Origin of the sequence: Pseudoalteromonas sp. PS5 (assembly GCF_004103255.1) — a bacterium.
Lineage (GTDB): Bacteria > Pseudomonadota > Gammaproteobacteria > Enterobacterales > Alteromonadaceae > Pseudoalteromonas > Pseudoalteromonas peptidolytica.
In genome coordinates, this window is sequence record NZ_RCSQ01000155.1 from 1 (window position 1) to 15532 (window position 15532).

The 15532-nt window shown below is 43.0% G+C and carries 12 protein-coding genes; 10 read left to right on the forward strand and 2 right to left on the reverse strand.

Annotated elements, in window-relative coordinates:
• Nucleotides 1-169 precede the first annotated feature (169 nt).
• Nucleotides 170-373, forward strand: a complete 204-nt coding sequence (locus D9603_RS17315; RefSeq protein WP_128732259.1) for a hypothetical protein — start codon at nucleotides 170-172, stop codon at nucleotides 371-373.
• Nucleotides 374-620: 247 nt separating this feature from the next.
• On the forward strand, nucleotides 621-1085 hold the full coding sequence (locus D9603_RS17320) for a hypothetical protein (protein ID WP_128732260.1): 465 nt from the start codon (nucleotides 621-623) through the stop codon (nucleotides 1083-1085).
• Between the two features lie 570 nt (nucleotides 1086-1655).
• Here the strand turns inward: D9603_RS17320 and D9603_RS17325 are convergent.
• Nucleotides 1656-4469: a G8 domain-containing protein gene (locus tag D9603_RS17325; protein WP_128732261.1), complete on the reverse strand. Its 2814-nt coding sequence runs from the start codon at nucleotides 4467-4469 to the stop codon at nucleotides 1656-1658.
• 781 nt (nucleotides 4470-5250) lie between these two features.
• Nucleotides 5251-6708 (reverse strand): hypothetical protein, encoded by a 1458-nt coding sequence (locus D9603_RS17330; RefSeq protein WP_128732262.1) that lies wholly within the window; start codon nucleotides 6706-6708, stop codon nucleotides 5251-5253.
• A gap of 347 nt (nucleotides 6709-7055) precedes the next feature.
• On the opposite strand from D9603_RS17330, the gene D9603_RS17335 reads away from it, so the two are divergent.
• The 8 genes from D9603_RS17335 (at nucleotide 7056) to D9603_RS17370 (ending at nucleotide 15531) form a co-directional block, all read left to right on the forward strand.
• A complete protein-coding gene (locus D9603_RS17335; protein ID WP_128732263.1) occupies nucleotides 7056-8357 on the forward strand; it encodes a type VI secretion system ImpA family N-terminal domain-containing protein in 1302 nt (433 codons plus the stop codon).
• A gap of 94 nt (nucleotides 8358-8451) precedes the next feature.
• Nucleotides 8452-8982 (forward strand): type VI secretion system tube protein Hcp, encoded by a 531-nt coding sequence (locus tag D9603_RS17340; protein ID WP_125250770.1) that lies wholly within the window; start codon nucleotides 8452-8454, stop codon nucleotides 8980-8982.
• Between the two features lie 11 nt (nucleotides 8983-8993).
• On the forward strand, nucleotides 8994-9491 hold the full coding sequence (tssB, locus tag D9603_RS17345) for a type VI secretion system contractile sheath small subunit (protein WP_125250769.1): 498 nt from the start codon (nucleotides 8994-8996) through the stop codon (nucleotides 9489-9491).
• The gene (gene tssC / locus D9603_RS17350; RefSeq protein ID WP_128732264.1) at nucleotides 9491-10966 is read left to right on the forward strand and encodes a type VI secretion system contractile sheath large subunit; all 1476 of its coding nucleotides are present in this window, start codon (nucleotides 9491-9493) and stop codon (nucleotides 10964-10966) included. The genes tssB and tssC overlap by 1 nt, the downstream gene beginning before the upstream one ends.
• A gap of 126 nt (nucleotides 10967-11092) precedes the next feature.
• Entirely contained in the window at nucleotides 11093-12370 is a 1278-nt protein-coding gene (locus D9603_RS17355) for a type VI secretion system contractile sheath large subunit (protein WP_128732265.1), read from the forward strand.
• Nucleotides 12367-12810, forward strand: a complete 444-nt coding sequence (tssE, locus tag D9603_RS17360; protein WP_125250766.1) for a type VI secretion system baseplate subunit TssE — start codon at nucleotides 12367-12369, stop codon at nucleotides 12808-12810. Before D9603_RS17355 ends, tssE begins: the two co-directional genes overlap by 4 nt.
• Entirely contained in the window at nucleotides 12803-14620 is a 1818-nt protein-coding gene (locus D9603_RS17365; protein WP_128732266.1) for a type VI secretion system baseplate subunit TssF, read from the forward strand. Before tssE ends, D9603_RS17365 begins: the two co-directional genes overlap by 8 nt.
• Nucleotides 14611-15531 carry a type VI secretion system baseplate subunit TssG gene (locus D9603_RS17370; protein WP_128732267.1) on the forward strand — a complete coding sequence of 307 codons (921 nt, stop codon included), beginning with the start codon at nucleotides 14611-14613 and terminating at the stop codon, nucleotides 15529-15531. Before D9603_RS17365 ends, D9603_RS17370 begins: the two co-directional genes overlap by 10 nt.
• Nucleotide 15532: the final 1 nt, after the last annotated feature.

Genomic DNA, 15532 nt, shown 5'->3' on the forward strand with positions numbered 1-15532 from the left:
GTGGTGGGTGTCAGCGACTTGTTCCTTATTCCTATCTGCATGCAATAGTGTAACTAACAAAGCAAATTAAAAGTGTGGACAAAAATAGTTGGCTTTGTTCGTACCTCACAAATTTTAGCTAGCTAATTTTTGCCATTTATTTGCAGAGTTATATGCCAAAAGGGTTCTGATGCTAGCTTTAGAAAAAGCAGAGCAAATTTTTATACATGCCTCACCAGAAAAGTGTCGCTGGTTAGCATCTCGATTAGAGGCTATTGCAGCGCAAGTCGAAAAAACTGGAAATGCACATGATCATCTAATGACAGAAGAGCGGGGAGGTAGTGAGTTAACCAATGAGTTAACCAATGAGTTAATTGGTAACCCGAGTCTCTAGAAATTATTAATCACCTTGTTATTTATGGTCATAAAATAGATACAACAGGCATATAATAAATCAAATTAAAAAGGACGGACACAAAAAGCTTGGCTGTGCTCGTTTCTCGCAAATTTTAGTCAAGCATTTACACGGCTAACAGTGAGGCGCTGGGATTTTCTTTATGATTAAAACGCGACGTATGAGAATTTTATCTCTTCTATTTGTACCTCTCATTTCATTAGCTAATGGGTTAAAAATGCAAGATATGAAAACAGTCAACTATCGAGATGCCGTTTCATTTCAAATCCCCGCGAATTGGAAAGTTGAGGACGAACTAGGCGTCCAGGGTACATTTTATGAAGACTTACCTAATACTGGAACCTTAAGAATTAGCGTATTTGAATTTGCCAGCAATTCTGAGGACGAAAGAAATACAAAAATAAAAGATACTCTACTTCCCGGCACTGTTGAGACACTAGCAAAGGGTGTATATCTAAAGAAGGCAACATTACTAGGTGAAGAAGAGGGTGAAAAGCTTTCGTTATACAGATGGTTGGTAGCATTGGCATTACCAGAAAATCTATTTAGGGTCGTCATATTTACCCACACGATTGTTGAAGGACAAGAATCAGATCCCAAAATAAAACGAGAGTTAGATTTGATAGATGCGTCTGTTAGAAATGCTCATTACAGTTACAGTACTAAATTAGAGTTTGTTGACAAACCGTGAAAATCTTAACAAGTAAGTGACTGAACTGAGGCTATCAGAGCAAGTCATGCCTCTGCTTTCGCAACTGCACGCTATACTCAGTAAACTCGTTGCTAATTTAACAATAATATGCAAAGACTATCATCAGGGGAGCTAACTGGTGGTTATATTATGATCGCGATTAGCTAAATTTTAGCATCTGGAAGCAACACACGAGCAACACTGACACCTATTATGATTAGCGGTAGGTGTCATTAGTTTCAGCACCCTACGAAAGAGCTGTACTAAATTGGGTGGAGTTACAATAGTATTTGGTGTTGGTTAAGCTGATTTGGTTTTTGCGGGCAGTTACACGCGTTTAAATACAAGAAAAGATAATCACTCACCCACGGTGTTAGACTCGGCTTTTACAAGGTGAGGAAAAAGCCGGAGCCATAATTTAGTTTATTAAATAACCCGAGTTCGGTTTAAGCCATCAGTTCATCAACAGAAGTTGATGGCTTTTTTCTTTGTGGCTGTAAGCAATCAGCGCACCTAAGACTGCTAAAATAAATTTGTGCCTGTCCCATTTAGCTTAGGGTTAAATCGACCTTACATAGTAAGCAGGCCAACAAATATTCGCCTGCGTATGCAAATCAAGCTTAAAAACCCTAAGATGACAATTCCAAAGCTTCCTCCACTGCTTTGCGCATTCGGGTCGACCGTTGGCTGGCTATCTAAACCGTCATTTCCTGTACTGCTGTCATCTCCGGTATCATCATCTCCGGTATCATCATCTCCGGTATCATCATCTCCGGTATCATCACCGGCAGCTCCTAGCTTACCACCAATCACCATTGTATGCGTTGTGGCGTCTGTAGGCGTGATTGCACCTAAAAAAGAGCGGCTAAACGCCTGTTTAAGCTGTAAATTTGTTTTGTCTGCATACTCATTGCTAACACACTCTGTCATCTCACTGATCGCACATATATTCCCAGACAAGCCCGAGCGGATCGGCACATAGTCGCCATCTTGTTCATCAAAATATGCTGTTACTTGGCTAAAAGGGCCAAAATTAAGTGTTACCTGCTGGGGCGCAAAGAAATACAGCGGATCAACCTTGGCACCTGCAATCATAGGGAATGCCTTTTGAGGTACTTCATCATAGATTATCTCTGCATTCATGACGATGTTGTTTGTTGGGTTACCAAAGGTAATATTACCTTGCAGGGTAACTTCGGAGCGAGTCGGTGATTTCGATAGCATGCCCACCCCAAAACCCTCTCCATCTTCATTTTGGATATGTTCACTGGCGGCATTTATCAAAATGTCTGTGCCTGAATTATTAAACACGCCACCATCAATCGTAACCTGAGCATTCTTCGGCAAAGACATACCAACCGATTGACCGGAAAACCCTTCAATAATGTTGTCTTTCAACGTCCAACGATGTGTGTTGTGGTAGTAATCCATATCAATACCCACCACTTCGGGCTCATCATTGACATAGGCAGGTGCTGGATTAACCCCATAGTCTTCATATCCTGACCTTGCACCATAGCCAAGAATTCTGGAGTTCTTAATAGTAATATTAGTACTGTGATTATGCTCAAAGCCAACACGCCCGATATTCCATAAAACCGTCCCATCAAAAACCATATCGAGTTGATCTTTATAACTGGCTGGCAGATCATTCATCCAGGAATTCGGATCGGTTTCAGATGGGTCCGTTTTACGATGAAATTCAGTGTGGGTATAATACGTTTGCACACCACGTGCAAAGTTGTAAGCAGTATTATTTTTAAATGGTCTGGGTTGCAGATACCAAATATCCAATACAAAATTCGGATTTTCCGCTTGCCAAGCTTTCAGAGCCTGATGCTGTGCAGGGAATTCAGATTCAGGCACATGTGCATCAATGTCTCCGCGTGCCATACCTAAACCTTTTTCAACAAGGCCTTCAGTCCAGTATACATACGCATGTCCGGTACTACCCGAAACGACATTACCCTCAACCTTAACTCCGGTACTGTGAAACCAGAATCCATCTCCCTGCCAAGCAAAGTCCTGTCGGTGCTCTCTCAAATCAACAAGCGAGTTTGTCGGGCCTCCGTCAATATAGGAATCTCTTGGTCTAGGCGCACGCATGATTGGGTTTGTCGGGTTTACAGTTCGGATAGCGATGTTTTCTATAAACGACCCTGTTTCATTACCTGATTCTGTGTTGAAGGCCCCACCAACCACATTATAACTAACGTTCCGCACAAAATTGACCCGCGCAGAATGGTTTACATAGGCCCACCCTGGATCGGTATTCACCACACTTCCTTCAACATGTGCTGCTTTAGGGAACGGAAAAATAGGTTTTGCAGGAAACACTGAGGTATCCAGCCCACCTCGATGAAAGTGAATAGAATACCGACCACGTGGATTTCGCAAACCGTCTTGCACTGGCATTCCGGTATTCTGATTTGCATCCAAATCTGAAAAGTCCCAGTCATCCAGAATGGTCCCTTTGTCTGTTCTGCCAAGATTATTCGCTTCTATATAACGTAAATCCACATCCAGCGTGTGCATAAACATCATGTGTCCTCGTGGCTTTCTGAATTCACCACTGAGCGAAGTAACTTGAATATTTTCTGACGAAATGACAATATTTCGCGTCAGGTTTGCAACATGTACATCTAAATCAGGCGCCTGAGCTGGGGCTTTATGATCCCTCACTAAAGCAGGTGTAAAAGTGATTACAGAGCCTTCTATATTAGTGATAGTTACGACTTCATCTTTCTCGAACTCTTCTGTGCTGGTTGTTTGTGTAATTGGATCAGTTCCCGTTACAACCAATTTGTCTCCCACTCTCCATCCTGTTGGTGCAGAGTTAAACCTAAACTCAGTGGCCCCCGCAACAGGGTGGTCAGCCAATATTAGCCAGCTGCGCTTTTGAGCACCGTGCATCGTCGTTTTGCCCATAAGTACCGCACCTGGCGCATAACGATTGGGATCCTCCATACTCGATGTTCCGCCGCGCTCTGCAAAAACCAGGCTCGCAGTCACATTATCCAAAACAGGTCCTGTATTCGAGCCTATTTCCAACAAGGCATTCATAGCACTAAACAGATACTCCGTTTTCAACTCAGTATCCACATCGGTCGCAAACTTAACTGCGCCGCCGGTGTCAATGCGTATTGATTTGTATGCCTGTGGTATTTTTCTGTCAACAATCACAGTTACTCCTGCCGGGATAAACACCCGAGCATCATCTCCTGGCAATTCGCCTCCCCAAGTATTCGGCTCGCTCCAATTTCCGGAGACCTGAGCCGTAACTGTTGGTGTGCCTGCGACTTGCACGGGTGTTGTTGCTAACCCCTGACGCATGAACAAACAAACCATGATAAATATCAATGTCCTGTAATTTAATCTATTCATATCTTTAACCTGTGTGAATTGGTAATGACATTAAGGCTACAAAGTACTATGACGCCGATCTTTAAGAGAAGAGCGTTAGGTTGAGCAGACATTTTCAGGCCCAGAGTCCCGTTTTTCTAAACCCTGACTCAACATTTCGGTTTAGCCTCTGCTCTTTTGGCACTGCCCAGCATAAAGGAACTAAACGCATTGCAAGAATGCTGGAGAACACCTTTACTCGTTATGATCAATATAGCCTATTTAGCTGGCGTGAGAAGCGCTCCGAACCATACAATTTTTTATTGTCCAAGGAAGGAAAAGTGCTTGACTTCGTGGTATGAACTGGAACCTAATTTTAGGACATAACTTTAGGTGATTGCTCCATTTTTTACAGTAACCAAAAACACTTGGGACAGATTATGACTGAAACACGAAGAAATCACTCACCTGAATTTAAAGCAAAGGTGGCATTGGCTACTGAGAAAATAAATTTGTACTTGTCCCATCTGTTTTTACGGCTCCCTCACCAGTAATGCTACCTGTATACAAACTACCATCTTGCTTATATGAATCGCCCCGAGTTCATCGGAGACTAGTTTGTTTAAGTCAGGCTACTTGACCTGACTTTCTTACATTATCCTAGAAATCAGCTTCATATTGAGCTTGTATATCAGCGATACCTCTAATGGTCATAAACGTTTCCTTTTAATTTGTATTCAATGGCTTAGTTCGACTTATTGTTCACTAAAGACGGTTGTCGTTGCTCACCTCTTTCTTACTCACACGTCAGGAGTGATATGCTCTATTCAGCGGGGACAATCTCCCACTCAGTGACATCTAGGTGAGTTTCAGTTGCTTTGCACAACGCCGACCAAATTGTCACAAAATGCACCTTTTGAATATCGCTGCCACTGTGCATGATGCTGTTAGAAATCGCTTCTGTGCTCGGGGGGGCATAAAGTCTAGGGTGCGAGTCTTTATACTTTTTGTAGGCCCAACTATTTTGACCAAAGGTATCTTTTAACTGTTGCTTGCGTCGAGTGATTTGGTCATTTTTATCTTGTATTTCTTGATAAGTTTGTTCAGCCTCTGGCCGTTTGACTATGGTGGTTTTAGAAATCAGGTTAGGCAAAGACACATTGGCCTGCGTGGCCATTTGCGTAAAGCCGTCTTGCATCTCTCTGAGGCGTTTGTTCCCTGTCGATACCCTTTGTGAGCGTATAGTACTTGGCCAAACATTATCTAGCCTTAGCTTTGCCATCGTGGAGTTGCTGTGCACACCAAAATATTCGTCAGGTAGTCCAAGCATATGCCCAAATTCATGCGTCATCACAATGTATTTATGCGGTACGGTGCGATCGACGTTATGCGGAGTGCGAATAACAATAAGTACGCCACCATCTTGACCAGACACCGTGTGGTTACGATCGCGAGTTTTTAAAAAGGTCACTGCGTCTTTTGCCCACTGCTGAGACGTGTTAGCCACAATAGCAAAGTTGTCGCCGACAATGCGCTGGTTAATATAGTTGGCAACTGAATTTGCTCGGCGTGATTCTAAATTGTATGTAAAGGTGCTGTCATTTTTGCCTTTCAGGCCAATAATGTACGCTTTAATACCAAGTACATCTGGTGTTCTACGTGCTCTTACAACCGTTAAAAAACGGTCTAAATAGCTTTTCATACCACTGGTTAGAATGTGTTGATCCGATGAAAAAGTAATGTAGTCACCATCACCCGCAGGCAGCAAGCCCCTTAACCCTGAGCGCAGTAACCCCTCTTTGTAGTTGAAAATCCGCTCTTGGTTTTTGGTGGTGTCAATTTCATTGGCGAAATTGTTAACGCCGCAAACATGCGGAACCATACCATGATTAATACCACCACTAGATTTATACCGTGCAAGCTTTTTCACCTCGACAATATAACGGCAGTATGCTGGGTTGTTCACTTCTGCAATGACAAAGTTAATGTCCATCACAAACTCTTCCCAGTTTTGTTTAGTGCAGCGGATCTTATAATTGTTTGCCCACTTCTCTAAAATGACGCGCCGGGCATTGCGTTTAAATTCATTCTTTTCATTCATGGACCAAGAGAGTTGATCTTCGGTGTTGTCGATAAACCGATAAAAGATTTTGACAATCACGGTGATTTTCTTTTTGTGTGGTTCCACTTTGAGATCAAACTTACCGATTTTTGTGGCAGGCACAAAGTCTTTAACAACTAAGTTGCCTCTAATGCCATCCCTGATGAAATTGTCTTTCATTTAAACCTCTTTGTATGACGCCAATTGGCGCAACTATAGTGGAATGTAAAAGTTGAATCAAAGTTAAAAAACTATAATTAAAGTGTTTTTTAGATTTTTTTGAAAAACAGCAAAAAGTCTGAATAAATTCATTTTTTGTCCATAGTTGCTTGATATTTTCTCGTCATTTAGGGCGGTTTATGCTTGTATTTATAGCGAAAAACAATGGTTTTTTCTCTATAAATTAACGGTTTTGCGATCTAACCCTATAATTTAACAAGGTATTAATATCTTGACTTTGGATCATTCTGCTCCACAATGGAATGAAGAATAAATAATAACGCGTATAGGGTTGAAATTAGCCGCCTATGTTACTTTTTTCTCCGAGTACTGAGCTTGATGCCGGTGTTTTTCTTAAAGAAGAGCGGACTAAGTTTCGGGAACTACGTAATTTACTCAACGTCGCACAGTCCAGCCTGCGTAAGTTGTTAGAAACGCCTACCTCGGCTCAAGACCAAGTGCTTCAGCGCCAAAACGCTGATGATTGGTATCAGTTGCAGCAAAGTGCAGGTGAAACGCTTAAAAATGATTCTCGTGACATCGAAGTGTTTGTATGGTGGCTTGCTTCACTGGCGTACAAAAAAGATGACTTATCTTTATTTAATAAAGGGTTAGGCGATTTTTTGTTTGCACTTAAGCAACTTGGAGAATCTATTCATCCAAGGCTTCCTGAGAAGAAAGTCGCCAAGCTGGATGCCACAGAGGCTGCACAAAAGCATTGTGATAACCAAACCAAACCGCTTGAGCAGCTAACTGGCGACAGTCCAAATTCTGGCTTGTTGAACGTACCATTGATGCACTATCCGTTGTTAGATGAATACACCTTTGGTGACTACTTGCTGGCGCAAAAAGATGGCAGTCTTGAGGCGAAAAAAGCGGAATTTGCAGCCACGCTGCAGTCGCGAAAAGGCGAGTTGAGTGAGCGCTTTAACCTGTTGAGCGAGATTGAAAGCAAGCTTAAAGACGTTGATTTATTCATCAATGGTTATCGCAACAAACATGGCTTGGCGTTGCTTGGCTTTCGCTTTATACGCGATACGATCAAGCAAATAAAGTTGATGTATCAGTACTTTTTTCCTGATGTTGAGCAGCAAGAGTCAGCAATCACTGAGGAAGTACAGTCAGCAGAGCCTGTTGTCGCTACGCCAAATGAAACCGCCAAGAGCGCGCCACAGGCCACCTATCAAGCACCGCAAGCCGCTGTAGTTGCCACGCAGCCAGTTGTCGCAAAAGCTGTGTATACACGTGAACATGCGCTGGAAGAATTAAATAGAATTGCGGTTTTTTTCAAAAAGACCGAGCCACACAGTCCTATTCCTTACTTGCTTGCAAGAGCAATTCGGTGGGGAAATATGTCGTTCTCCGACTTAATGGGAGAGTTAATCGCCAAAGACTCACCAGCACTTGCAGAAATCAGCAAGCTGACGGGCGTAGACAATGACTTAGGTGAATTATTGTCGGAAGAGAGTGTAGCAGTATCTAATCCGACTCCTGCGGTTGTTGAACCCGTTGTGCCAGAACCGGTGCAACCCGTGCAAGCAAACGTTGAACCAGAGCCTGAAGTAAAGCCTGTAACAGATAGCAGCGCGACATCAGGACCACTTTGGTAGCGAAGAGTCCTGAACTTATGGTTCAGGGAAATGAAAGATTTAAATTTGTGCCTACACTAAGTAGGGAAAAATAACATAGCTATGGAGAATACAAATGGCGTCAATTTTCATGAGAATCGACGGCAATGACAGCATCAAAGGGGCTGCTACAGTTGCCGATTTAAACAGCAAAAAAGGTTGGTTCGCAGTAGATAGCCTATCTTGGGGCGCTATGCGTGGCGTTTCTGTAGATATTGGCAATGCAAACAACCAAGATAACGGTATGGTGGCGCTGGGTGAAATCAGCATTTCTAAAACATATGATGGTGCAACACCGTACCTACTAACTTACTTATTCCAGCCAGGTGCAGACGGTAAAACCGTTGAGCTAGTGATGACTAAGCCGTCTCGTGATGGTAAAGGGATTGTGCCTTACTATGTTATCTCTCTTGAAGAAGCACGTATGGCAAACTTTAGTATTTCAGGTAGCGATGGCGGTCAACCGTCTGAGTCATTCTCGCTTACTTACACCAAAATTGAGCAAATCTTCTTCGTTGAAGACGAAGGCGGTAAGCTTGAGAAAGCTGCATCTGTTAAATACGATGCAACCACTAACCAGCTTACTTCTGCGGCTGATCTTAAGTAAGGTAAATCATTATGGCACTTAATTCGCAACATAAGCGTGTTAGTAAAAACCGCGTAAGTATTACGTATGATGTTGAAACTAACGGCGCTACTGAGAAAAAAGAGCTGCCGTTTGTATCAGCGGTACTCGGTAATTTTTCTGGTGACAGAGAAGACCCAAAAGAAGTTGAAGATCGCGAGTTTATTCAAGTCGATCAAGATAACTTTGATGATGTACTGGGCCGTATTCAACCTTCACTTTCATTGAAAGTAGATAATGTCATCGAAGCTGATGACAGCCAGTTTGAAGTTAATCTAGATTTTGAATCTATGAAAGACTTTGAGCCTGACGCTTTGGTTCAACGTATCGAACCACTGAAAAAGCTACTGGAAACCCGTAATCAGCTGAATGAGCTGCTAAGTAAAGCGGATCGCTCTCGCGATTTTGAAAAGCTCCTTAAAGACATTTTACAAAGCGCGGACTCATTGAGCGCGTTGTCTAGCGAGCTTGGCGTGAAAGGAGAAGAGTAATGTCTGAAGAATTACAGCAAGGTGGCGGCGCAGCAGCAGGCGATAGCGGTTCGTTTTTAGACCGTGCTATCAGTGCGACGAGTCAAACGGCACCTGATAGAACCAAAGAGCTACTGACTTCTTTAACCAAAGAAGCAATGTCTGGCACGGTAACATGGGATAAAAACCTCACTGACACTATTGCAAATGCGGTGGCTGAGATTGATAAAAAAATGTCTCAGCAGCTTTCTGCGATTATGCAGCAAGACAGTTTTCAAGAGCTTGAAGGTTCGTGGTTAGGTTTACAAAAACTGATCCGCAACAGTGCGCTGGGTACATCTCAAAAAGTGAAGTTACTCAACATCACAAAAGATGAGCTGCTTGAGCAATTTGAAGATGCGCCAGCAGTAGACCGCAGCCCGTTGTTCAATACGCTATATCAACATGAGTATGGCACAGCTGGAGGGGAGCCGTACGGCCTGATCCTGGGTGACTACGCGTTTTCACAAAATGATGAAGATGTTGCGCTATTGCGTTATATGGGAGAAGTGGCAGCGGCAAGCCATGCGCCATTTATCGCAGCGGCGGCGCCAGAAATGTTCGAACTAAGTAGCTTTTCTACCTTCAGTGAAGGTAAACCAATAGCACCTGCTTTTGATTCGCCTAGTTATGCTTCGTGGAACTCATTCAGAGAAAGCGATGATGCCCGTTATGTAGCGCTGACTATGCCTCGCACCATGGCGCGTTTACCGTACGGTGGTAAAGGTAAAAAAATCAAATCGTTTGAGTTTGAAGAGCTTGCAACTGACAACGCTGGCAATCCAAAGCCGACAAGTAATGATGAAGTTGTTTGGTCAAATGCGGCCTATGAAATGGCGCTTAAAATGAACCAAGCATTTGAAGCTTATGGTTGGTGTACAGCAATTCGTGGTATGGAAAACGGCGGTAAAGTAGAGGCTTTACCAAATCTTACGTACCTCACGGATTCTGGTGATATTACACAGCAATGTCCAACTGAAGTGAACTTAACCGATGAGCGTGAGAAAGAGCTGAGCGATTTGGGCTTTTTGCCGCTAGTACATTATAAGAATACAGATTATGCCGTGTTCTTAGGTGGGCAGACTACGCAAAAACCAAAAGAGTATACGGATCCTGATGCGACCGCTAATGCAGCTATTTCTGCACGTTTGCCATATATCATGGCGAGTAGCCGGATCGCTCATTACCTCAAGGTAATGGGGCGTGACAATATTGGTTCGAATATGGAAGCGGCAGATATTCAAAAGCAAATGAGTGAGTGGATTGCGATGTACACAAACTCAGGTGCTATGGGTAATGAAGAGCGCGCTAAAACCCCACTTGCTGAAGCACAAATCTCAGTGATCGAACAACCTGGTCGCCCTGGGGCGTATTCAGCCGTTGCGCATTTGCGTCCTTGGTTACAAATGGAAGAGCTAACGACCTCCGTGCGTATGGTAGCAAGCCTACCTGGCTAATGATAAAAACGTTTTTATCGCCTCACCTGAGCGTTAAAAGCATTAAGTGGCGGTGAGATAATACCTGTGGGTATGCTCACTCCACTTCTTTGTATTAACTAATTGAGCGCTGGAACGCGATTCCCCATGTCTACGACAGTACATCACTCAAACCAGATTGCACAAGTAAAGCTATTAATTGCTGAGATAGACAATTTGATCAGTGAACAGCTGTCATTGGTTATGTCTCATCGCCAGTTTGTGGCATTAGAGGCGCGTTGGCGATCACTGCATGAGCTGGTTAACCTACCCGTTAATTACAAGACGGTAAGAGTAAAGCTGTTGAATATCTCTTGGGCTGAAATATCTCAAGATCTCAATATTTCGCCGTCGGTAAAACAGGCAAAGCTATATAACCTAATAGCCAACCGTGAGTTTAATACACTTGGTGGAGAGCCTTATGGTCTTATCGTTATTGACCATAATATTAGCTTAGATATCGATTATGCTAATGAATTTGATGATATTTATACCCTTGAGCTACTTGCAGAACTTGGCGAGAAAAGCCTCTGTCCTATCGTCTTGGATGCTGATGAAGCGTTCCTCGGGGCGACAGGAGAGTCTTTTTTATGCGATACCGCGAAGGTAAAGCGGGTGCTGGCCGCCCATGAATTTGAGAGTTGGCATCGTCTCAGAGCTAAAGACAACAGCCATTTTATTGGCTTGGTATTTAACAAGGTCGGTTATCGACGCATTTATCGTTATCACCCCGCGGGTTTTGTGTTTAATGAAGATGCCCAAGACAGCTTTCGTTGGGGAAATACAGCGACGACATTTTTAAAGAATGTCATTATTGAGTTTAATCGGGTTAGGTGGTTTGGATTCTTAAAATCACGCAAATTAGATGGCTCAGGGGGCAGCGCCATTCATTATTATGGCGCCAAAAAGGAAGAGCTGCCCGTGGTGTTTAAAACGCGGCTTTCGGCCAGTAATGCGGCGTTTATTTCTCAGCTTGGTTTGATCCCCATATTCCATAACCCATTAAATGAAAGATACTTTTTTCAGTCTAATTGCTCTATCAAAACAGAAAGTGAGACAGAAAATCGCTATTTGCTACAAACTACACTGATGATCAGTCGCATTGCCCATTATCTTAAGGTGCAACTTAGGGAAATGGTTGGCTCTTCAATGGAAGCACATGATTGTGAAAACAACCTGACACATTGGTTAGAGCAGTACTGCTCAAATTCAATTGTGTCGGATGAAATGACACTTGCGAAGATGCCACTAAAGTCGGCTAAAGTCAGTGTCGTGGAAGAGTCCGGTGAATTTAAGCGTTACAGTTGTCATGTTGATTTAGTGCCACAGTATCAATTTGACCGGGTCGCCAGTACGGTAAGTTTATCCACGGCGGTAGAGCGATGAGCTTTTTCAGTGCATTTTATATGGATAGAGAAGATGTCTCTGCGGATCATGCTACCGAGGTGGTGCAGTCGATCCACCATAATATCGGTCTGATCTTAAAAACAGAGGCCGCATTTTTACAGGAACGTGACCGAGAATTGGTCAATCAATCGAGTATTTGCTTTGGTCTTGAAGACATTGCGCTATTTAGCCGACTCAATAGTGGTGAGCAAATCGCCATGCGGATAAAAAACAAAATAAGTCAATTTGAGCCCAGACTTCACAGCATAGAAGTTATGTATCTTGCGCAAGACGAAGAAAAACATATTGCTAATACGATGCGTTTTGAGATCTCAGCGGTACTTTCGATTAAAGGCAAAGAAGAATTATTGCAGTTTGACACTGATATTGATTTGACGCGTCTTACTGTATTGATTGAAAACGAGAGTCAATATGATTAGTCGTATGTTAAAGCACTTCGAAGATGAGTTAGCGAGCATTCGCTATGGCTTAGAAGGCTTTCGAAAACATTTTCGAAGAGAAGCTGAGCATATTAACCTCAATGACAAAGGCCAAGAAGATCCTAATGTCACACGGTTAATTGACAGTTTTGCATGGGTTGCGGCAAAAAATGCGATGGAAATTGATGCCCTACGAACACGTCATGTAGAAGAGTTTGCGGATATTGTCTCGCCTAATTTGTTTAAAACGTTACCTATGGTGGTGCAAGCGCATTTTCAGCCTAATGCCGACGACTTTAACAAACCGGTGTTTTTAGATAAACAAGTAGAAGTTGAGTTGGATGTCATTAATAAAGGTGACGATAACACCACGGTTAAGTTGTGTAACTCCTTGCCTGTGACTTTCTCACCTATGTCGGTATCGCGCTTTAAGTTAGAGCAAACCCCATTTCAACACGCTGTGCCTGCCAACCTAGATAGTAAACTTTCACCATATTGCTTGCGTGTCGAATTATCGCCACTTAGCAGTGATGTGGATATGCAGCAAGCACTGGCACAACCAATCCAGTTGCACTTTAGTAACGAGTCTATTGGCCGTAATGTTGCCGATATTATTAACCAAGCCGTCACCAAAGTGGCCATTTGTGTGGCCGATGACGACTTTGCATATGATGTGGGTAAAGGTAATTTTCATCCGTTACTGGCTGACGACGATTTCCTTATCTCACCGATTGATAGTAACGAAATTCCCGCCTATTTTAAGCTTAAAGAGTACTTTTCTGTCCCTGCAAAGCGCCAGTTCTTTATTTTGAAAAACCCGCATAAGCTTAATGTCGGTCATGGTAAAAGTGTGTTTATCGACTTTTACCTAAATGAGCTAGGAGCTGTGTTGCTGGAAGAAAGAAATCTCTCAGTGAAGATAAACAAAACACTATTTAGTAATTTATTTCATCAATCTTCTGAGCCCGTAAGAGTGAACTATCAAGAGCTGTCATATCCCGTGATAGCAGATGCCAGTCAGCATCATGTGCAAATTTATTCCATCGACAAAGTGTATGTTGTGACCTCCGAGGGGCAGCAAGAGATCCCGCCTGTGGTAGGTACGCAGACCGTCGATTTTGAGTCGCAGTTATATTGGTCTCAGAGTGTGAAACTAGGGTATATTGACGAGGCTAATAAAACAGCTTCTTTGGATGAGGTTAAGCACCTTGTTTTACCTATAAACAAGGCGACAGCGACTTACCCTAATGGGTTTACCGCGTTTGCACAGATCACCTGTTATGATGCGCAGCTTGCCAACAAAGTCCATGTAGGTAACCAAATCGTGGTGAATACTGAAGAAGCGTTGGCAGGAGAGTTTAACGTTGGCGGTGTCACTATCCAGCCGAGTAATGTCGCAACAGATGAAAAAAATTACTGGCGCTTGCTCAAGCTCATGTCTTTTAATCTCTCTCAGCTATTACAAGCAGAAGACGCCAAAACGTCATTCATTGGCTTTTTAAAATTGTTTGTCAACGCTAATGCCACTCATCAGGAACTAAATTCAATTTATGACGTGTGTGCTGAAAAGATCAATGCACCATTTCTTGTTGAAGGAAGAATGATATTTGTACCTGGCATGGCGCTTACACTGACGTTAGATAACTCAGAGCTCAATGCTGATTTTTCACTTTTTGCTGAGCTTATTAATGACTTTTTAGCAGCACAAACTCCATTTGATCGCTGTAGTCAATTAACCGTGAAATATACCAGTTACAACTGGCCTGCAAAGCGCTTTGATGCGCAACTAGGAGCGCGAGTATGCAGTTGACGCGACGCCTATTTGCTAAAGTTTCTTCGGTACTTCACTTTACTCGATTATTGCGGGTGGCTGGGGCGAAAAAAATCAGCTTCAAGCAGCACTTGTTTTCAGACACCTATGGCAAAAGAAAAATAGACTATCAAGAGCTGGCTGATAAGCACTTTGTGGTAGACAGTAACGAAGCCACTTTATTTGGTGAGCGTGGCGGGTTGGCACATTTTATTTTAGATTGGCTCAAAGAAGCGTATCTGCGAAATAACCGAGCTTATCTACGATTTCTTGCTATTTTTGATAATACCTTGGTGCATCAATCTTTACAGATAAAATCATTTTCTTCTTTGATTTTTCGTACAGAAACAACGACCACAGCACAACAACAGCGCCAGCTCTTGCAAAGCTATTTTAGCTCGCTTACAGAGCACTACGGCGAGTTATCCATGCTTCCTGCAACACTTATCACTCGGGCAGAGCATTATTCTCTGAGTAACTTACAGCGCTTGCTAAGGCATTATTTTCCTCATGCAATTCACTTAGCGATGAGTGACATTGAGGTCAAAAGTATACCTTCACATGCAAGAAGCCAATTAGGCTCCTGTCAGCTTGGTCGAGGCGCGGTACTCGGTGCACAGTTTGCTCAGCTTGGCAGAACATTAACGGTCACTGTTATGTACGAAGATGCTGCTATTTTTTCGAAATTAGAGCAGCAAGAAGCGCAGCAAGTTGAGCTATTAAGCGCGATCAAGTCGTTATGCAGCCACTATGTGAGCCACGAAGTCGTGGTTGAAGTGGAAGCACAATATATTGGAACCGTGCCATCTGATTTGGTACTCACTCATCATCAAAAGGGCATTGTGTTAGGTGTGAACGCGAATGTAACACGACGCAATGGCAACCAGAAACGAACAGTAAGGGCTCTGTAGA

Excerpts from the sequence above, each read along its gene's own strand:
- D9603_RS17315 (WP_128732259.1), top strand. The coding sequence starts at position 170 with ATGCTAGCTTTAGAAAAAGCAGAGCAAATTTTTATACATGCCTCACCA.
- D9603_RS17320 (WP_128732260.1), top strand. The coding sequence starts at position 621 with ATGAAAACAGTCAACTATCGAGATGCCGTTTCATTTCAAATCCCCGCG.
- D9603_RS17325 (WP_128732261.1), bottom strand. The coding sequence starts at position 4,469 with ATGAATAGATTAAATTACAGGACATTGATATTTATCATGGTTTGTTTG.
- D9603_RS17330 (WP_128732262.1), bottom strand. The coding sequence starts at position 6,708 with ATGAAAGACAATTTCATCAGGGATGGCATTAGAGGCAACTTAGTTGTT.
- D9603_RS17335 (WP_128732263.1), top strand. The coding sequence starts at position 7,056 with ATGTTACTTTTTTCTCCGAGTACTGAGCTTGATGCCGGTGTTTTTCTT.
- D9603_RS17340 (WP_125250770.1), top strand. The coding sequence starts at position 8,452 with ATGGCGTCAATTTTCATGAGAATCGACGGCAATGACAGCATCAAAGGG.
- tssB (WP_125250769.1), top strand. The coding sequence starts at position 8,994 with ATGGCACTTAATTCGCAACATAAGCGTGTTAGTAAAAACCGCGTAAGT.
- tssC (WP_128732264.1), top strand. The coding sequence starts at position 9,491 with ATGTCTGAAGAATTACAGCAAGGTGGCGGCGCAGCAGCAGGCGATAGC.
- D9603_RS17355 (WP_128732265.1), top strand. The coding sequence starts at position 11,093 with ATGTCTACGACAGTACATCACTCAAACCAGATTGCACAAGTAAAGCTA.
- tssE (WP_125250766.1), top strand. The coding sequence starts at position 12,367 with ATGAGCTTTTTCAGTGCATTTTATATGGATAGAGAAGATGTCTCTGCG.
- D9603_RS17365 (WP_128732266.1), top strand. The coding sequence starts at position 12,803 with ATGATTAGTCGTATGTTAAAGCACTTCGAAGATGAGTTAGCGAGCATT.
- D9603_RS17370 (WP_128732267.1), top strand. The coding sequence starts at position 14,611 with ATGCAGTTGACGCGACGCCTATTTGCTAAAGTTTCTTCGGTACTTCAC.